The organism is Streptomyces sp. BK79 (genome assembly GCF_044142145.1).
GTDB lineage: Bacteria > Actinomycetota > Actinomycetes > Streptomycetales > Streptomycetaceae > Streptomyces.
Genome location: NZ_JBHVOC010000004.1, coordinates 155,774 through 171,096 on the forward strand (window position 1 = coordinate 155,774; position 15,323 = coordinate 171,096).

At 74.9% G+C, this 15,323-nt stretch carries 14 protein-coding genes; 6 read left to right on the forward strand and 8 right to left on the reverse strand.

What is annotated here, in order from left to right; all coding sequences use genetic code 11:
- Positions 1-9 precede the first annotated feature (9 nt).
- Genes nirD through ACFIF2_RS06335 form a run of 3 tightly spaced genes read right to left on the reverse strand, consistent with a single transcriptional unit; the run spans position 10 to position 4,204 of the window.
- Positions 10-375 carry a nitrite reductase small subunit NirD gene (gene nirD / locus ACFIF2_RS06325; RefSeq protein WP_395571499.1) on the reverse strand — a complete coding sequence of 122 codons (366 nt, stop codon included), beginning with the start codon at positions 373-375 and terminating at the stop codon, positions 10-12.
- Positions 372-2,987, reverse strand: coding sequence for a nitrite reductase large subunit NirB (gene nirB, locus ACFIF2_RS06330; RefSeq protein ID WP_395571500.1), 2,616 nt, complete (start codon positions 2,985-2,987; stop codon positions 372-374). The genes nirD and nirB overlap by 4 nt, the downstream gene beginning before the upstream one ends.
- A complete protein-coding gene (locus ACFIF2_RS06335) occupies positions 2,987-4,204 on the reverse strand; it encodes an NAD(P)/FAD-dependent oxidoreductase (RefSeq protein WP_395571501.1) in 1,218 nt (405 codons plus the stop codon). Before ACFIF2_RS06335 ends, nirB begins: the two co-directional genes overlap by 1 nt.
- A gap of 189 nt (positions 4,205-4,393) precedes the next feature.
- Here ACFIF2_RS06335 and ACFIF2_RS06340 point away from each other — a divergent pair, with 189 nt between their 5' ends.
- A complete protein-coding gene (locus ACFIF2_RS06340) occupies positions 4,394-5,176 on the forward strand; it encodes a sulfite exporter TauE/SafE family protein (protein WP_395571502.1) in 783 nt (260 codons plus the stop codon).
- Here the strand turns inward: ACFIF2_RS06340 and ACFIF2_RS06345 are convergent.
- Positions 5,173-6,090 (reverse strand): NAD(P)-dependent oxidoreductase, encoded by a 918-nt coding sequence (locus ACFIF2_RS06345; protein WP_395571503.1) that lies wholly within the window; start codon positions 6,088-6,090, stop codon positions 5,173-5,175. The genes ACFIF2_RS06340 and ACFIF2_RS06345 overlap by 4 nt on opposite strands.
- A gap of 106 nt (positions 6,091-6,196) precedes the next feature.
- Here ACFIF2_RS06345 and ACFIF2_RS06350 point away from each other — a divergent pair, with 106 nt between their 5' ends.
- Positions 6,197-6,586 carry a winged helix-turn-helix transcriptional regulator gene (locus ACFIF2_RS06350; protein ID WP_395571504.1) on the forward strand — a complete coding sequence of 130 codons (390 nt, stop codon included), beginning with the start codon at positions 6,197-6,199 and terminating at the stop codon, positions 6,584-6,586.
- Here the strand turns inward: ACFIF2_RS06350 and ACFIF2_RS06355 are convergent.
- Together ACFIF2_RS06355 and ACFIF2_RS06360 are read right to left on the reverse strand one after the other, a co-directional pair.
- Positions 6,524-7,150 carry a class F sortase gene (locus tag ACFIF2_RS06355; protein WP_395571505.1) on the reverse strand — a complete coding sequence of 209 codons (627 nt, stop codon included), beginning with the start codon at positions 7,148-7,150 and terminating at the stop codon, positions 6,524-6,526. The genes ACFIF2_RS06350 and ACFIF2_RS06355 overlap by 63 nt on opposite strands.
- A gap of 123 nt (positions 7,151-7,273) precedes the next feature.
- Positions 7,274-7,807, reverse strand: coding sequence for a hypothetical protein (locus tag ACFIF2_RS06360; protein WP_395571506.1), 534 nt, complete (start codon positions 7,805-7,807; stop codon positions 7,274-7,276).
- A gap of 292 nt (positions 7,808-8,099) precedes the next feature.
- On the opposite strand from ACFIF2_RS06360, the gene ACFIF2_RS06365 reads away from it, so the two are divergent.
- Complete coding sequence (locus ACFIF2_RS06365) at positions 8,100-8,684, forward strand: NADPH-dependent FMN reductase (RefSeq protein WP_395571507.1); 585 nt, start codon at positions 8,100-8,102, stop codon at positions 8,682-8,684.
- Between the two features lie 33 nt (positions 8,685-8,717).
- Here ACFIF2_RS06365 and ACFIF2_RS06370 read toward each other — a convergent pair whose 3' ends face one another.
- Complete coding sequence (locus ACFIF2_RS06370) at positions 8,718-10,835, reverse strand: molybdopterin oxidoreductase family protein (protein WP_395571508.1); 2,118 nt, start codon at positions 10,833-10,835, stop codon at positions 8,718-8,720.
- Positions 10,836-10,938: 103 nt separating this feature from the next.
- Complete coding sequence (locus ACFIF2_RS06375; RefSeq protein WP_395571509.1) at positions 10,939-11,625, reverse strand: vancomycin high temperature exclusion protein; 687 nt, start codon at positions 11,623-11,625, stop codon at positions 10,939-10,941.
- Positions 11,626-11,790: 165 nt separating this feature from the next.
- Here ACFIF2_RS06375 and ACFIF2_RS06380 point away from each other — a divergent pair, with 165 nt between their 5' ends.
- From ACFIF2_RS06380 to ACFIF2_RS06390, 3 genes are all read left to right on the forward strand, one after another.
- The gene (locus tag ACFIF2_RS06380; protein ID WP_395571510.1) at positions 11,791-12,573 is read left to right on the forward strand and encodes a sirohydrochlorin chelatase; all 783 of its coding nucleotides are present in this window, start codon (positions 11,791-11,793) and stop codon (positions 12,571-12,573) included.
- 49 nt (positions 12,574-12,622) lie between these two features.
- Positions 12,623-13,897, forward strand: a complete 1,275-nt coding sequence (locus tag ACFIF2_RS06385; RefSeq protein ID WP_395571511.1) for a deoxyguanosinetriphosphate triphosphohydrolase — start codon at positions 12,623-12,625, stop codon at positions 13,895-13,897.
- Between the two features lie 149 nt (positions 13,898-14,046).
- Positions 14,047-15,321 carry an NAD(P)/FAD-dependent oxidoreductase gene (locus ACFIF2_RS06390; protein ID WP_395571512.1) on the forward strand — a complete coding sequence of 425 codons (1,275 nt, stop codon included), beginning with the start codon at positions 14,047-14,049 and terminating at the stop codon, positions 15,319-15,321.
- The last annotated feature ends 2 nt before the right edge of the window (positions 15,322-15,323 follow it).

The following is a 15,323-nucleotide window of genomic DNA, read 5'->3' on the forward strand; positions in this document are numbered from 1 at the left end:
GCCGGGGCGCTACGCGGCCTTCACCTCGTACGTCGCCACCCGCACCGCCTCGTCGTCCAGGCACTGCCCGGTCGCCAGGTCGAAGCGCTGCTTGAGCAGCGGGGACGCGACGAACGGGCGGCCCCGGTGGGAGCCGGTCAGGCCGCGGGAGAGGACCGCCGCGCCGGTGAACGGGTCCCGGTTGTCGATCGCGTACAGCTCGCCGCCCCGGTCGCGGAACAGGGCCACCTGGGCGCCGTCCGGCAGCAGGGCCGCCACGCCCCGGCCCGGGAGCAGGGCGCCGAGGTCGCAGGCCGTGAACCAGTCGTCCGTCAGGCGCAGCCGCACCTTCAGGCCGGTCGTCTCGGGTGCCGTCGTCTCGGGTGCCAGGGTCATCGCCGGGTGCTTCCTTCCAGGAGGTCGTTCTCGAGGTCTTCCTCGGTGCGCCGCAGGCCGATGCTCAGCAGCGGCAGGTCGGGCTTCATCTGGTCGCGCTCGGGCACGAAGCCCACCACGGGGTCCGGGGTGTCGGGCGCGTTCACGAAGGACACGAACCGGGCCAGCTTCTCGGGGTCGTTGATGGTCTCGGCCCACTCGTCGCGGTAGTGCGAGACGTGGGCCCGCATCAGGGACTCCAGCTCGTCGCAGATGCCGAGCGAGTCGTGCACGACCACGTCCCGCACGTGGTCCAGGCCGCCGGGGACGCGCTCCAGCCAGGTGGAGGTGCGCTCCAGCTTGTCGGCGGTGCGGATGTAGAACATCAGGAACCGGTCGATCAGGCGGACCAGTTCGGCGTCGGACAGGTCCTGCGCCAGCAGGTCGGCGTGGCGCGGGGTGGCGCCGCCGTTGCCGCCGACGTACAGGTTCCAGCCGTTGGAGGTGGCGATCACGCCGAAGTCCTTCGACTGGGCCTCGGCGCACTCGCGGGCGCACCCGGAGACCGCCGACTTGAGTTTGTGCGGCGACCTGAGCCCCCGGTAGCGCAGCTCCAGGTCGATCGCCATGCGCACGGAGTCCTGGACGCCGTAGCGGCACCAGGTCTGCCCCACGCAGGACTTCACCGTGCGCAGCGACTTGCCGTACGCGTGCCCGGACTCGAAGCCGGCGTCCACCAGCCGCGCCCAGATCACCGGCAGCTGCTCGACGCGGGCGCCGAACATGTCGATGCGCTGACCGCCGGTGATCTTCGTGTAGAGCCCGAAGTCCCGGGCGATCTCGCCGATGACGATGAGCTTCTCCGGCGCGATCTCGCCGCCGGGGATGCGCGGGACGACGGAGTACGAGCCGTTCTTCTGGAGGTTGGCCAGGAAGTGGTCGTTGGTGTCCTGCAGGGCGGCCTGCTCGCCGTCCAGGACGTAGCCGCTCGCGCCGATCGCCGGGGCCAGGGAGGCGATGATCGAGCCGACCGCCGGCTTGCACACCTCGCAGCCGTCACCGCCCCGGGCGCCCTCGCGGCCGTGCCGGTCCAGCAGGTCCCGGTAGGAGGTGATCCGCAGGGCGAGGACGATCTCGTACAGCTCCTCGCGGGTCTGGGCGAAGCAGCCGCACAGCCCCTTGTCGACCTCGACGCCGCTCGCCTCCAGCTCGGCGGTGACGAGCTGGCCGAGCACCTTGACGCAGGAGCCGCAGCCGGTGCCGGCCTTGGTGCACTTCTTCACCTCGGGCACGGTCGTGCACGAGTGCTCCGTCACCGCGCCCCGGATGGTGCCCTTGGTGACGTTGTGGCAGGAGCAGATCACCGCGTCGTCGGGCAGCGCGGACGGGCCCAGCTGGGCCGGGGCGCCGGCGCCGGCGGGCAGCACCAGGGACTCGGGGGAGACCGGCGGGATGGAGCCGGTGAACGCGCGCAGGGTGCCGTACGCCTCCGCGTCGCCGACCAGGATGCCGCCGAGCAGCGTGCCGTCGCGGCCGACGACCAGCTTCTTGTACAGGCCCGCGCGGGAGTCGGAGTAGACGACGTCCAGGCAGTCGGCGGTGGTGCCGTGCGCGTCACCGAAGGACGCCACGTCCACGCCGAGCAGCTTCAGCTTGGTGGACAGGTCGGCGCCGGTGAACGCCGCCTCGTCGCGGGCGATGGTCGCGGCGGCCGTCTCGGCCTGCTCGTACCCGGGCGCCACCAGCCCGTACACCCGACCGTCGGCCGCCAGCGCGCACTCGCCGATCGCGAACACGTGCGGGTCGCCGACGGTCCGGCACTGCTCGTCGACGCTGATGCCGCCGCGCTCGCCGACCGCCAGCCCGCAGTCCCGGGCGAGCTGGTCACGGGGACGGACACCGGCGCTGAACACCACCAGGTCGGTGGCGAGTTCGGACCCGTCGGACAGCTTCATGCCGGTGACGGCGCCGTCCGCGCCGACCACGATCTCCTGCGTGCCGACGCCCGTGTGCACGGACAGGCCCATGTCCTCGATGGTGCGCAGCAGCGCCGCGCCGCCGCCCTCGTCGACCTGGACCGGCATCAGGCGGGGCGCGAACTCCACGATGTGCGAGGTGAGTCCGAGGCCCTTGAGGGCGCCGGCCGCCTCCAGGCCGAGGAGCCCGCCGCCGACCACCGCGCCGGTCGTCGCGTTCTTCGCGTACGCCTCGATGGCGAGCAGGTCCTCGATCGTCCGGTACACGAAGCAGCCCTCGGCGTCCTTGCCGGGGACCGGCGGGACGAAGGGGTAGGAGCCGGTGGCCAGGACGAGTACGTCGTAGCCGACGACCAGCCCGGAGCGGGCGGTCACCTCGCGGGCGGTCCGGTCGACGGCCACCGCCGGGTCGCCGACGCGCAGCTCGATGCCGTGCTCCGCGATGAACGCGAGGTCGGTCATCGACAGGTCCTCGGGGGTCTTCCCCGAGAAGTACGAGGTGAGCTGGACCCGGTCGTAGGCGGGGCGCGGCTCCTCGCACAGCACGACCACGCGGTGCGTGCCGGTCAGGCCGCGCTCGGCGAGCGCTTCGAGGAAGCGCTGGCCGACCATGCCGTGGCCGACGAGCACGATCGTGGGGGTGTCGTCCGTGGACATCAGGAGCCTCCGTCAGTGGTGAGCAGGTGGAGCAGGGGGCCGCCGTCGGACGGGAGCGGCTCTGCTCCCTCCCAGGCGCGCGCGAGCGCGCCGACGGTGCCGAGTTCGCCGACCAGGACCCCGCCGACCAGCCGGTCGTCGCGGACGACGACCTTGCGGTAGGTGCCCCGGGTGGCGTCGGCGAGCTGCACGACGTCGTCGCCGGGGCGGGGGTCGGTCTCGCCGAACGCGGCGAGGTCGAAGGGGCTGTCCGGCCCGGTGAGGGTGAGCCGGGTCAGGGAGCGGGTGCCGGTGTAGCGGGCGGTGCCGCTCCCGGCGAGCAGCCCGGCGAGCGCGCCGGCCTGTTCGAGCGCCGGGGCGGCCAGCCCGTACACGCGCCCCGCGTGCTCGGCGCAGTCGCCGACGGCCCGGATGTGCGGGTCCGAGGTGCGCAGCTCGTCGTCGACGACGACGCCCTTGCCCACCTCCAGTCCCGCCTCCTGCGCCAGCCCGACGCGCGGCCGGACCCCGCAGGCGAGGACGACCAGGTCGGCGCCGAGCGCGTACCCGTCGGCCATCTCCACCGACCTGACCGCCCCGCCGACGCATCGCACGTCCCGGACCCGGCACTCGGTGTGCACCTCGACGCCCAGGTCCTCCAGGTGCCGCCGCACCAGCGCGGAGGAGCCCGGGTCCAGCTGGCGTTCCATGAGCCGCTCGGACTGCTGGGCGAGGACGACCTGCGCGCCGCGCACGGCCAGCGCGCGGGCGGCGGACACCCCGAGCAGCCCGCCCCCGATGACGACCGCCCGCACCCCGGGCCGTACCGCCTTCGACAGGCTCAGGCAGTCGTCCATCGTCCGGAACGCGTGCACGCCCTCGGGCAGCTCGCGGTCCGGCGTGAACAGGCCGCGCAGGGGCGGCAGTACGGCGTTGGAGCCGGTCGCCAGGACCAGCGTGCCGTAGGCGATCACCGAGCCGTCGGCGCACCGCACGGTCCGCCCGGCCCGGTCGATGCCGGTCACCTTGGCGCGGGTCAGGCCGGCCGGCGCGGGCAGGGCGGTCACCTCGGGGCCGTACCGCTCGGCCAGCACCTCGGCGAGCAGCACCCGGTTGTACGGGCGGTGCTCCTCGTCGCCGACGACCAGCGCGGGCGTGCCCAGCTCACCGAGCCGCCGGGCCAGCGTCACGCCCGCCAGTCCGGCGCCGATCACCACCACACGCTCGTTCGAGGTCATGCGACGAGCGTGCGGGGCGGGTGTTACCCGGTGGCATCACGTCTGTTTCCCGCGGGGAACGCTGCCCTCAGCGGGGGCGGGGGGTGGGTGTGAGGGGCCCGGCCGCCCCGGCCCGCGGCCGGGGCGGCAACCTCAGAAGTCCCTCATCTCGATGGACGGCACATCCATCCCGTCCATAGGGTCGCGATCATGCCCGACATAGCGCTGACCACGGTCGTCCTGCTCTGCCTCGCGGCCCTCGCGGCCGGCTGGATCGACGCCGTGGTCGGCGGGGGAGGGCTCCTGCTGCTCCCCGCCCTGCTGCTCGGGCTGCCCGCCGGCACGTCCGCCGCGCACGCCCTGGGCACCAACAAGGCGGTCGCCATCGTCGGCACCACGGGCGCGGCGGTCACGTACGCCCGCAAGGCCCCGGTGGACGTCCGCACCGCCGTCCGCATCGGCCTGGCGGCGCTGGCCGGGTCGTCCGGCGGGGCGTTCTTCGCGGCCGGGATGAGCACCGAGGTGCTCAAGCCGGTGATCATGGTGGTGCTGCTGGCGGTCGCGGCGTTCGTGATCCTGCGCCCCGCCTTCGGCACCGCCCCCGCCCCCGGCCCGGCCACCCGCCGGCGCGTCCTCGCCGCGATCGGCCTCGCGGGCCTCGGCATCGGCTTCTACGACGGGCTGATCGGCCCCGGCACCGGCACGTTCCTTGTCCTGGCGCTCACCGCCGTCCTCCACCTGGACCTGGTGACCGCCTCCGCCACCGCCAAGATCGTCAACTGCTGCACCAACGCCGGCGCCCTCGCCACCTTCGCCTGGCAGGGCGCCGTCCTGTGGCAGCTGGCCGCCCTGATGGCGGTCTTCAACCTCGCCGGGGGCATGTTCGGCGCGCACACGGCCCTGAAGAAGGGCAGCGGCTTCGTCCGGATCGTGCTGCTGACGGTCGTCTTCGCCCTGGTGGCGAACCTCGCCTACGAGCAGTGGCTGGCCTAGGCACGCTCCGCGCGGCCCCGCCGCAGGTCCAGCAGCTCCACCATCCCGGTCGTGTCCTCCTGGCCGTGCCCCTCGGCGAGCCACCGCTCCATCAGCGCCGTGTACGGCGTCAGCAGCTCCGCGCTCACGCCCTGCTCCTCGGCGGTGCGCAGCAGCGTCGCGTTGCCCGCCACCTGCATCGCGAGGTTGGAGACGACGCCCTTGCCGTAGTCGCCGCTCTCGATCTGGTCGGCGGCCAGGTGGGCGGAGCCGGTCATCGCGCCGAGCCACGACACCAGCAGCGGCGCGAAGTCCTTCGGGGCGATGTCCTCCGGGCCGATCAGCGCGAAGGCGTGCGTGATGCCCGCGAACATGCCGCTCATCGCGCTGAGCAGCGCCACGTCGTGCAGCGCCGCGAAGCCCGCGTCCGCGCCCACGTACCGGGTGCCGGCCGGGACGGCGAGGGTGGCCCGGTGCTCCTCGAACAGCTCGGCGGAGCCGCTGTAGAAGACGTACGCGCCGGAGCCGGCGTCCCCGATCATCGGCGGTACGGCCATGATCCCGCCGTCCAGGAACCGGGCCCCGCGCTCCGTCGCCCAGGCGGCGCGGGCGCGGCCGTCGGCGGGGGTGCCGGTGGTGAGGTTCACCAGGTCCCGGCCGGTCAGGTCGACCCCCTCCAAGGCCGCGCCGACCGAGGCGTCGTCGAGCAGGCAGACGATCACCAGGCGGTTCGCGGCCACCGCCTCGGCGGCGCTCGCGGCCACGGTGGCGCCGTCGGCGGCCAGGGCCTCGGCGCGGGCGGGGGTGCGGTTCCAGACGGTCACGGGGTGGCCGGCGGCCAGCCAGGCGCGGGCGAGGGCGGCGCCCATGGCGCCGGCGCCGAGGACGGTGAGGGGGGCGGCCGGGATGCGGGAGGTGGTTGCGTCGTCGGTCATGTGATCAGCCTCCGCCCCGGTCGGCGGCGGCTCAAGTACGCACTTGCGAGTGGGTGGTTACCTTGGGGGAAGCATCCAGGCAGCGGACACGGACGGGGAGACGGTCATGGGGACGGCACGGCGGCCGGGGGCGTACATCTGCGGGATCGACGCGGCGATGGACGTGATCGGCGGGAAGTGGAAGGTGCTCATCCTGTGGGCGCTGGCCGAGCGGCCGTACCGCTTCGGCGCCCTGCGCCGGGAGCTGCCCGGGGTGACGGAGAAGGTGCTCGCCGCGCAGCTGCGGGAGCTGGAGGCCGACGGCATCGTGCACCGCGAGGAGTACGACGACGTGCCGCCGCGCGTCGAGTACTCGCTCACCGCCCGGGGCGTCGCCCTCAACAAGGCGCTGGCCCCGCTCGGCGCCTGGGGGAAGGAGAACGTGCTGAACGGCTCACCGGCTGCCGGTCAGGTGCGCGAAGACGACCACGTTGCCCTCGTAACCGGTGCCGCGTGACCACTCGCCGCCGCAGGTGATGACGCGCAGCTCGGGGCGGCCCGCCGCGCCGTACACCTTCGCGTCGGGGAAGTCCTCGGCGGCGTACACCTCCACCGCGTCCACGGTGAACACCGCGACCGAGCCGTCGCGCCGGTCGACCTCGATCGTGGCGCCCTTCTCCAGCGCGCCGAGCCGGTAGAACACCGCCGGGCCCTCGGCGTTGTCGACGTGCCCGGCGACGATCGCGGTGCCCGTCTCGCCGGGCGTGGTGCCGGCCTCGTACCAGCCGGCGAGGTTCGCGCGCTCGGGAGGCGGCACGTCCAGGCTGCCGGACGGCGTCAGGCCGAGGCCCGTCATGGGGGCGTCCACCCCGATCGCGGGGACGCGGACGCGGTCGGGCGGGGAGGGCGGCAGCGCGGGCGCGGCGGGCGGCCGGCCGGCCTGCCCGGAGCCCGAGCGGGCCTGCGCGGCCGACGGCTGGGGCGGGGCCCCGGCCCCGGCGCCGCCCGCGAGCAGCCACGCCCCCGAGCCCAGGGCGAGCGCGGTGACCGCCGCTATCGCGGAGTTGCCGACCCTGCGCATGACGCGACCCCTCTCCGTCGGGTCCTTCGGTGAGACCCCTGCCCCCTCCGGGCCGCGAGGGGCGTCGGACCCGGAGGGGGTGGGGAAGTGCGGTACCGGCGGACGGGCAGCGGAGGGTGCCCGTCAGATCCCGTCGCCTCTCGCCCGGCGATGCAGGAGCCAGGTACCGCCCGCGGCGGCGACGGCCAGAGCCGCCACACCGGCCGCGGTCTGCACGGGATCGGGGCCAAGAGCGCCGCCGACCCCCGTCTTCACGCTTCCTCTGGGATACACCTGCTCACGGGCCGAGGTCAGGGTGACCACCAGGTCGCCCGTCACCCGCAGTCCGTCCGAGCCGCAGGTCGCGACGATCTCGTACGTCCCCGGCTGCGCGCTCGGCGGCACCTCGAAGTCGCCTCGCGCCCCGCCCCCGCCGGCGCCCGGCGCCAGCGGGAAGGCACCGGCGCCCACCGCGCCGGCGTCACCCGCCGCGGCACCGTCCTCGCCGCACGCCGCCGTGCGCACCGTGGCACGCTCGCCCGGCACGACGGAGGCCGGGTACACCTCCAGACCGCCTCTCGCCACGGCGTCCCCGGCGTACCCGGGTGCCGGGGCGATGAGGCCGGCGGCCGCGACGGCGAGCGCGGTACCGGTCAGCAGGCGGGCGGTAACTCGCATCGGTGCTCCTTCGAGCTCTCGGTGGCCCCTGCCCTACCGAGGAAAGTGGCACCGGGGGCGGCCCGCTTGTCGAGAACGCGGCGGCGCTGGGACGAACGGGTGTCGGCCGCGCGCCCCGCGACCCCCGGCGCGATGCCGTTCGGGCAGGTCACAGGGGCCGGGCGGGCACGTACCGGAAAAGATCCGGAAGGGTGCGGGGCGCGGGTGTGAACGGGTGACCCGGTGCCTGGCGAACGGGCCCGTGGGGACGGGACTTGACCTCAACCAAAGTCGAGGTACCAGGCTGTCCCGCATGAACACCGCGACCGCTCCGCTCCATGTGACCCTGCTCGTCGGCAGCAACCGCCACGGCCGCTTCGGCCCCGTCGTCGCCGACTGGCTCCTGGACCACCTCACGGCCCACGACGACCTCGTCCCGGACGTCGTGGACGTCGCCGCCACCGACCTGCCCATGACCTTCGCGCGGACCCCCGAGGCGGACGCCGCCCTCGCGGAGATCACCCCCAAGCTGGCCCGGGCCGACGCGTTCGTCGTGCTCACGCCCGAGTACAACCACTCGTTCCCGGCCGGCCTGAAGAACGTCATCGACTGGCACTTCTCCGAGTGGCGGGCCAAGCCCGTCGGCCTCGTCTCCTACGGCGGCCTGTCCGGCGGTCTGCGCGCCGCCGAGCACCTGCGCCAGGTCTTCGCCGAACTGCACGCCGTCACCGTCCGCGACACGGTCTCCTTCCACCAGGCGGGCGCGTCCTTCGACGACGCGGGCCGGCTGCGGGACCCGTCGGGCCCGGACGCGGCGGCCAAGACCATGCTCGACCAACTGGTGTGGTGGGGCCGCGCCCTGCGGGAGGCGAAGGAGAAGCGCCCCTACGACGCGTGACCCCCGGGGCGGTGGCGCACGCCCCGGTGAGCCCTACGACGTCCCCGCCACCGCCTCCAGGGTCTCCACCGTCTCCACCCGCACCGCGCACACCTTGAACTCCGGCATCCGCGACGTCGGGTCGAGCGCGGGGTTGGTCAGGGTGTTGGCGCGGCCCTCGCCCGGCCAGTGGAAGGGCATGAACACCGTGTCGGGACGGATGCCGGCGGTGATGCGGGCCGGCGCCACCGCCCGCCCCCGGCGGGACACCACGGCCAGCGGGTCCCCCTCGGCCGCCCCGAGCCGCGCCGCCAGCCGGGGGTGCAGCTCCACGAACGGGCCCGGCGCGGCGGCGTTCAGCTCCGCCACCCGCCGGGTCTGGGCGCCGGACTGGTACTGCGCCACGACCCGCCCGGTGGTCAGCAGCACCGGGTACTCGTCGTCCGGTTCCTCGGCGCTCGGCCGGTGCGAGACGGACACGAACCTGGCCCGGCCGTCGTCGGTGGCGAACCGGTCCAGGAAGAGGCGCGGGGTGCCCGGATGGGGTGCCGCCTCCCGGTCGGCGGGCGCCGGGCAGGGCCAGAACACCCCGTTCTCCTCGGCCAGCCGCCGGTAGTCGATCCCGGAGTAGTCCGCCGGGCCGCCCGCGCTCGCCCGGCGCAGCTCCTCGAAGACCTCCTCGGGCTCGGTCGGAAAGCCCTTCTCCACGCCGAGCCTGGCGGCCAGTTCGCGCAGCACCTCCAGGTCGCCGCGGACGCCGTCCGGCGGGCTGATCGCGCGCCGCCGCAGCAGCACCCGCCCCTCCAGGCTGGTCGTGGTCCCCGACTCCTCCGCCCACTGCGTCACCGGCAGCACCACGTCCGCCAGCGCCGCCGTCTCGGAGAGCACCACGTCGCACACGGCCAGGAAGTCCAGCGACCGCAGCCGCTCCTCGACGTGCGCCGCGCGGGGCGCCGACACCACCGGGTTGGAGCCCATCACCAGCAGCGACCGGATGTCCGTGCCCAGCGCGTCCAGCAGCTCGTACGCGCTGCGCCCCGGCCCCGGCAGCGTGTCCGGGTCCACCCCCCACACCTCGGCCACGTGCCGCCGCGCCGCCGGATCGGTCAGCTTGCGGTAGCCGGGCAACTGGTCGGCCTTCTGCCCGTGTTCGCGCCCGCCCTGGCCGTTGCCCTGCCCGGTCAGGCAGCCGTAGCCCGACAGGGGCCGCCCGGCCCGCCCGGTCGCCAGGCACAGGTTGATCCACGCGCCCACCGTGTCCGTCCCCTTGGCCTGCTGCTCGGGCCCGCGCGCGGTCAGCACCATCGCCGCCTTCGGCGCGCAGAACAGCCGCACCGCCTCCCGCAGCTCGGGAACGGACACCCCCGTGATCCGCTCCACGTACTCCGGCCAGTGGGCCATCGCCGCCGCCCGCGCGTCCTCCCAGCCGGCCGTGCGCTCCTCGACGTACTCCTGGTCCACCCGCCCCTCGGCGACGACCAGGTGCAGCATCCCCAGCGCGAGCGCGAGGTCGGTGCCGGGCCGGGGCGCGAGGTGCAGGTCGGCCTGCTCGGCGGTCTTCGTCCGCCGGGGGTCGACGACGATCAGCGTGCCGCCGTTCTCGCGCAGCTCGGTGAAGTACCGCAGGGACGGCGGCATCGTCTCCGCCGGGTTCGACCCGACGAGGATCACGCACCCGGTCCTCGGGATGTCCTCCAGCGGGAACGGCAGCCCCCGGTCCAGCCCGAACGCCTTGGTGCCGGCCGCCGCCGCCGACGACATGCAGAACCGCCCGTTGTAGTCGATCTGCGAGGTGCCCAGCGCCACCCGGGCGAACTTGCCCAGCGTGTAGGCCTTCTCGTTGGTCAGCCCGCCCCCGCCGAACACGCCGAGCGCGTCCGCGCCGTGCCGCTCCCGGGTGCGGGCCAGGTTCCCGGCGATCCGGTCCAGCGCCTCCTCCCAGGAGGCCGGCTCCAGCGCGCCGCCGGCGGAACGCACCAGCGGCGAGGTCAGCCGGGCGCTCGCCGAGAGCACCGCCGGCGCCGTACGCCCCTTGCCGCACAGCGCGCCCCGGTTCACCGGGAAGTCCGCGCGCTCGGACACCTCGACGCTCCCGTCGGCGGCGGGCGTCAGATTCATCCCGCACTGCAGGGCGCAGTACGGGCAGTGCGTGGGCGTGGCGGTGTTCTGCATGCCGCCCAGCGTGCGCCGCCCGTGTTACGCGACCGGGCGGCGCTCTGTTACGCCACCGGGACGGTGACCTCCCCGCCGCCCTCCGGCCACGGTGAGGGCCGTGTCACCGCGCGTCCGCCAGGGCCCGCGCCACGCCCGGCTCCTTCGGCCCGAGGAACGTCGGATCCGGCTCGAACACCGCGTCGAGCGCCGCCTTTCCCGCCGCCAGGACCTCCCGAGCGCCCCCGTAGTACCAGGTCGCGTCGTGCGCCTCGTCGACGCCGACCCCGTACGACGTGACCCCCGCCTCCTGGCACAGCGCCACCGCCCGCCGGACGTGGAAGCCCTGGCTGATCAGCACCGCCCGGTCCACGCCGAAGATCTTCTTCGCGCGCACGCAGGAGTCCCAGGTGTCGAACCCCGCGTAGTCGCTGACGATCCGCCCGTCGGGCACCCCGTGCCGGACCAGGTAGGCGCGCATGGCGTCCGGCTCGTCGTACTCCTCGCGGCTGTTGTCGCCGGTGACGAGCACCACCTCGATCCGGCCCGCCCGGTACAGCCCGGCCGCCGCGTCCAGCCGGTGCGCGAGGTACGGCGAGGGCTCCCCGTCCCACAGTCCGGCGCCGAAGACGACCGCGACCTCGGTGCGGGGCACGTCGGCCGCGGTGCGCAGCCGGTCGCCGGTGACCAGGTGCATCCACGTCGCGGGCAGCAGCGCCAGCACGCACCCGGCCACGACGCCCTGGACCAGCCTCCGCCTGCCCTCGCGGGTGCGCGGAAGGCGTGGTCTGCGTGGTCTCCAGCGGCGCATGGGTGTCGGCCCCTCCCCGATCGTCTCCTGACCCCAGGGACGCCCGGGCGCGCCGTCCGGTTCACCGGCCGCTCACACGCCGGGCCCGGCGCCGTGTGAACCGACGGTAAACGGCTGTGACACCCGCGCAACGGGGAGGCAACGTCCGGCCCGCACGCTCTACACATGACGGCGACGACACTGACGGGCAGGACGACGAGCACGGCGAGCCCCGGCGGCACCCCCGCCCTGGTCGTCGTCGCCCACGGCAGCCGCGACCCGCGCGCCCTGAGCACCGTACGCGCCCTCCTCCACCGGGTCCGGGCCCTGCGCCCCGCCCTGCCCGTGCACCTCGGCCACATCGAACTGAACGCCCCGCTCCTGCCCGACACGCTGGCCGCGCTCGGCGACGGCGAGGCGGTCCTCGTCCCGCTCCTCCTCAGCCGCGGCTACCACGTGAAACGGGACATCCCCGAGCTGGCCGCCGCCTCCCCGGCCCGCACCCGCGTGGCCGCCCCGCTCGGCCCGCACCCCCTCCTCGTGGACGCCCTGCACGACAACCTCCTGGAGGCCGGCTGGCCCCTGCACGCCCCGCGGGACGCCGCCGTCGTCCTCGCCTCCGCGGGCTCCCGCGACCCGGAGTCCCGTACCGACACGGGCCGCACGGCGGCGCTCCTGGCCGACCGCCTCGGCGTCCCGGTGGTCCCGGCGTACGCCTCGGCCGCCGCTCCCACGGTGCCGGAGGCGGTACGGGCGCTGGAGGCCCGGGGCCACCGCAGGGTGGCCGTCGCCTCGTACTTCACCGCCCCCGGCCGCTTCGCGACGGAATGCGCGGCGGCGGCCCCCTGGATCGCGTCCGCCCCCCTGGGCACCCACGCGGCCATGGCCCGCCTGCTCCTGCACCGCTACGACGAGGCGCTGAAGACCGGCGGCCGTGGCGCGGAACGCCGGGCGCTCGCCCTCCCCTAGGACCCTCCTGAGCGCCCGCGTGTCACCCCCTCCCCTTACTGTTCCTGACATGGAAGGCACCGCACCCCCACCCCCGTACGACCCCACGTCCGTGGCCCGCTACGCCCCCGAACCCGACAAGCGCCCGGGCCGCACCGCCTTCCAGCGCGACCGCGCCCGCATCCTGCACTCCGCGGCGCTGCGCCGCCTCGCCGGCAAGACCCAGGTCGTCGCGCCCGGCGAGGGCAGCCCCGTCTGGGACGCCAGCCCCCGCACCCGCCTCACGCACTCCCTGGAATGCGCCCAGGTCGGCCGGGAGCTGGGCGCCGCCCTCGGCTGCGACCCCGACCTCGTCGAGGCCGCCTGCCTCGCCCACGACCTGGGCCACCCGCCCTTCGGCCACAACGGCGAACAGGCGCTCAACGCGTTCGCCGAGGACTGCGGCGGCTTCGAGGGCAACGCCCAGTCCCTCAGGCTCCTGACCCGCATCGAACCCAAGCGGTTCACCGAGGACGGCTCCGTCGGCCTCAACCTCACCCGCGCCACCCTCGACGCCGCCACCAAGTACCCCTGGCCCCGGGGCGCCCACCCCACCGACCCGGCCTCGCCCAAGTTCGGCGTGTACGACGACGACCGGCCCGTCTTCGAGTGGCTCCGCAAGGACGCCCCCGGCGCCCGCACCTGCTTCGAGGCCCAGGTCATGGACTGGGCCGACGACGTGGCGTACTCCGTGCACGACGTCGAGGACGGCCTGCACGCCGGCCACGTCGACCCCAACTGCCTGCTCGCCGACCCCGAGCGCGAAGAGGTCTTCGCCGCCGCCGTCGGCCGCTACGTCCCCGCCGGCACCGACCACGCCGAACTCGCCGCCGCCCTCGACCGCCTCCTCGCCCAGGAGTGGTGGCCGCACGGCTACGACGGCTCCGCCGTGGCCCAGGCCCGCCTGAAGGACGCCACCAGCCAGCTCATCGGCCGCTTCTGCCTCGCCGCCGAGGCCGCCACCCGCGCCGCGTACGGGAGCGGCCGGCTCACCCGCTACACGGCGGAGCTGGTCGTCCCCCGCGAGACCCGCATGGAGTGCGCCGTCCTCAAGGCGGTCGCCGTCCGGTACGTCATGCAGCGCACCGAGCAGGAGCGGCTCCGCGCCGACCAGCGCGTCGTCGTCGCCGAACTGGCCGAGGCCCTCACCGCCCGCGCCCCCGAGGGCCTCGACCCCCAGTTCCGCTCCCTGTTCGACCTGGCCGCCGACGACCGCGCCCGCAAACGGGTGATCGTCGACCAGATCGCCTCCCTCACTGACGCCTCGGCCCGCTCGCTTCACGCCCGTCTGACGGGGCATCCGTGAGACTGGCCCGCGGGACAGCGGCGACCCGGCGGACCCCGGAACCCGCGAAAAGCGGCCCCCGGTGGCCTGATCGGGTCACCCCCTCTTCCCGCACCACGCCACGTGCGGGACGCTCGCATGTGGCGGCACCCTGACGAGGAGGCAAACAAGTGGTCGACGCGGATCAGACATTCGTCATCGTCGGAGGCGGCCTGGCCGGCGCGAAGGCGGCCGAGACGCTCCGCACGGAGGGCTTCACCGGCCGGGTGATCCTCGTCTGCGACGAACGCGACCACCCCTACGAGCGCCCGCCCCTGTCCAAGGGGTACCTCCTCGGCAAGGAGGACCGCGACAGCGTCTTCGTGCACGAACCCGCCTGGTACGCGCGGCACGACATCGAGCTGCACCTCGGCCAGACCGTCGTCGGCATCGACCGCGCCGCCAGGACCGTCCACTACGGCGACGACGGCACCCGCGCCCGGTACGACAAGCTGCTCCTGGCGACCGGCGCCGAGCCCCGCCGCCTCGACGTCCCCGGCACCGGCCTCGCGGGGGTCCACCACCTGCGCCGCCTCGCCCACGCCGAACGCCTCAAGGGCGTCCTCGCCTCCCTCGGCCGGGACAACGGCCACCTCGTGATCGCCGGCGCCGGCTGGATCGGCCTGGAGGTCGCGGCGGCGGCCCGCGAGTACGGCGCGGAGGTCACCGTCGTCGAGCCCGGCCCGACCCCGCTGCACGGCGTCCTCGGCCCCGAGCTGGGCTCCGTCTTCGCCGAGCTGCACGAGGCGCACGGCGTCCGCTTCCGCTTCGGCGTGCGGCTGACCGAGATCATCGGCCAGGACGGCATGGTGCTGGCCGCCCGCACCGACGACGGCGAGGAGCACCCCGCGCACGACGTGCTGGCCGCGATCGGCGCCGCCCCGCGCACCGCGCTCGCCCAGGCGGCCGGGCTGGAGATCGCCGACCCGGCCGACGGCGGCGGCATCGTCGTCGACGCGAACCTGCGCACCTCCGACCCCCACATCTACGCCGCCGGAGACGTCGCCTCCTTCCACCACGCCCTCTTCGACACCCGCCTGCGCGTCGAGCACTGGGCGGGCGCGCTGAACGGCGGCCCGGCGGCCGCCCGCGCGATGCTCGGCAAGGGCCTCGCCCACGACCGCGTGCCCTACTTCTTCACCGACCAGTACGACCTCGGCATGGAGTACTCCGGCTGGGCGCCCGCGGGGTCCTACGACCAGGTGGTGATCCGCGGGGACGCCGCCAAGCGCGAGTTCATCGCCTTCTGGGTGAAGGAGGGCCGGGTGCTGGCCGGGATGAACGTGAACGTGTGGGACGTCACGGAGCCCGTCCAGCAGCTCATCCGCTCGAGGACCCCGGTGGACCCGGACGCCCTCGCCGACCCGCACGTACCGCTCGAAAGCCTCGTCGCACAGCTGTCGTAGCC

Bases quoted from the DNA above. Each gene is read 5' to 3' on its own strand.
- nirD (WP_395571499.1), bottom strand. From the start codon at position 375: ATGACCCTGGCACCCGAGACGACGGCACCCGAGACGACCGGCCTGAAG.
- ACFIF2_RS06375 (WP_395571509.1), bottom strand. From the start codon at position 11,625: ATGCGCCGCTGGAGACCACGCAGACCACGCCTTCCGCGCACCCGCGAG.
- ACFIF2_RS06365 (WP_395571507.1), top strand. From the start codon at position 8,100: ATGAACACCGCGACCGCTCCGCTCCATGTGACCCTGCTCGTCGGCAGC.
- ACFIF2_RS06350 (WP_395571504.1), top strand. From the start codon at position 6,197: ATGGGGACGGCACGGCGGCCGGGGGCGTACATCTGCGGGATCGACGCG.
- ACFIF2_RS06335 (WP_395571501.1), bottom strand. From the start codon at position 4,204: ATGACCTCGAACGAGCGTGTGGTGGTGATCGGCGCCGGACTGGCGGGC.
- ACFIF2_RS06370 (WP_395571508.1), bottom strand. From the start codon at position 10,835: ATGCAGAACACCGCCACGCCCACGCACTGCCCGTACTGCGCCCTGCAG.
- nirB (WP_395571500.1), bottom strand. From the start codon at position 2,987: ATGTCCACGGACGACACCCCCACGATCGTGCTCGTCGGCCACGGCATG.
- ACFIF2_RS06385 (WP_395571511.1), top strand. From the start codon at position 12,623: ATGGAAGGCACCGCACCCCCACCCCCGTACGACCCCACGTCCGTGGCC.
- ACFIF2_RS06355 (WP_395571505.1), bottom strand. From the start codon at position 7,150: ATGCGCAGGGTCGGCAACTCCGCGATAGCGGCGGTCACCGCGCTCGCC.
- ACFIF2_RS06360 (WP_395571506.1), bottom strand. From the start codon at position 7,807: ATGCGAGTTACCGCCCGCCTGCTGACCGGTACCGCGCTCGCCGTCGCG.
- ACFIF2_RS06340 (WP_395571502.1), top strand. From the start codon at position 4,394: ATGCCCGACATAGCGCTGACCACGGTCGTCCTGCTCTGCCTCGCGGCC.
- ACFIF2_RS06380 (WP_395571510.1), top strand. From the start codon at position 11,791: ATGACGGCGACGACACTGACGGGCAGGACGACGAGCACGGCGAGCCCC.
- ACFIF2_RS06345 (WP_395571503.1), bottom strand. From the start codon at position 6,090: ATGACCGACGACGCAACCACCTCCCGCATCCCGGCCGCCCCCCTCACC.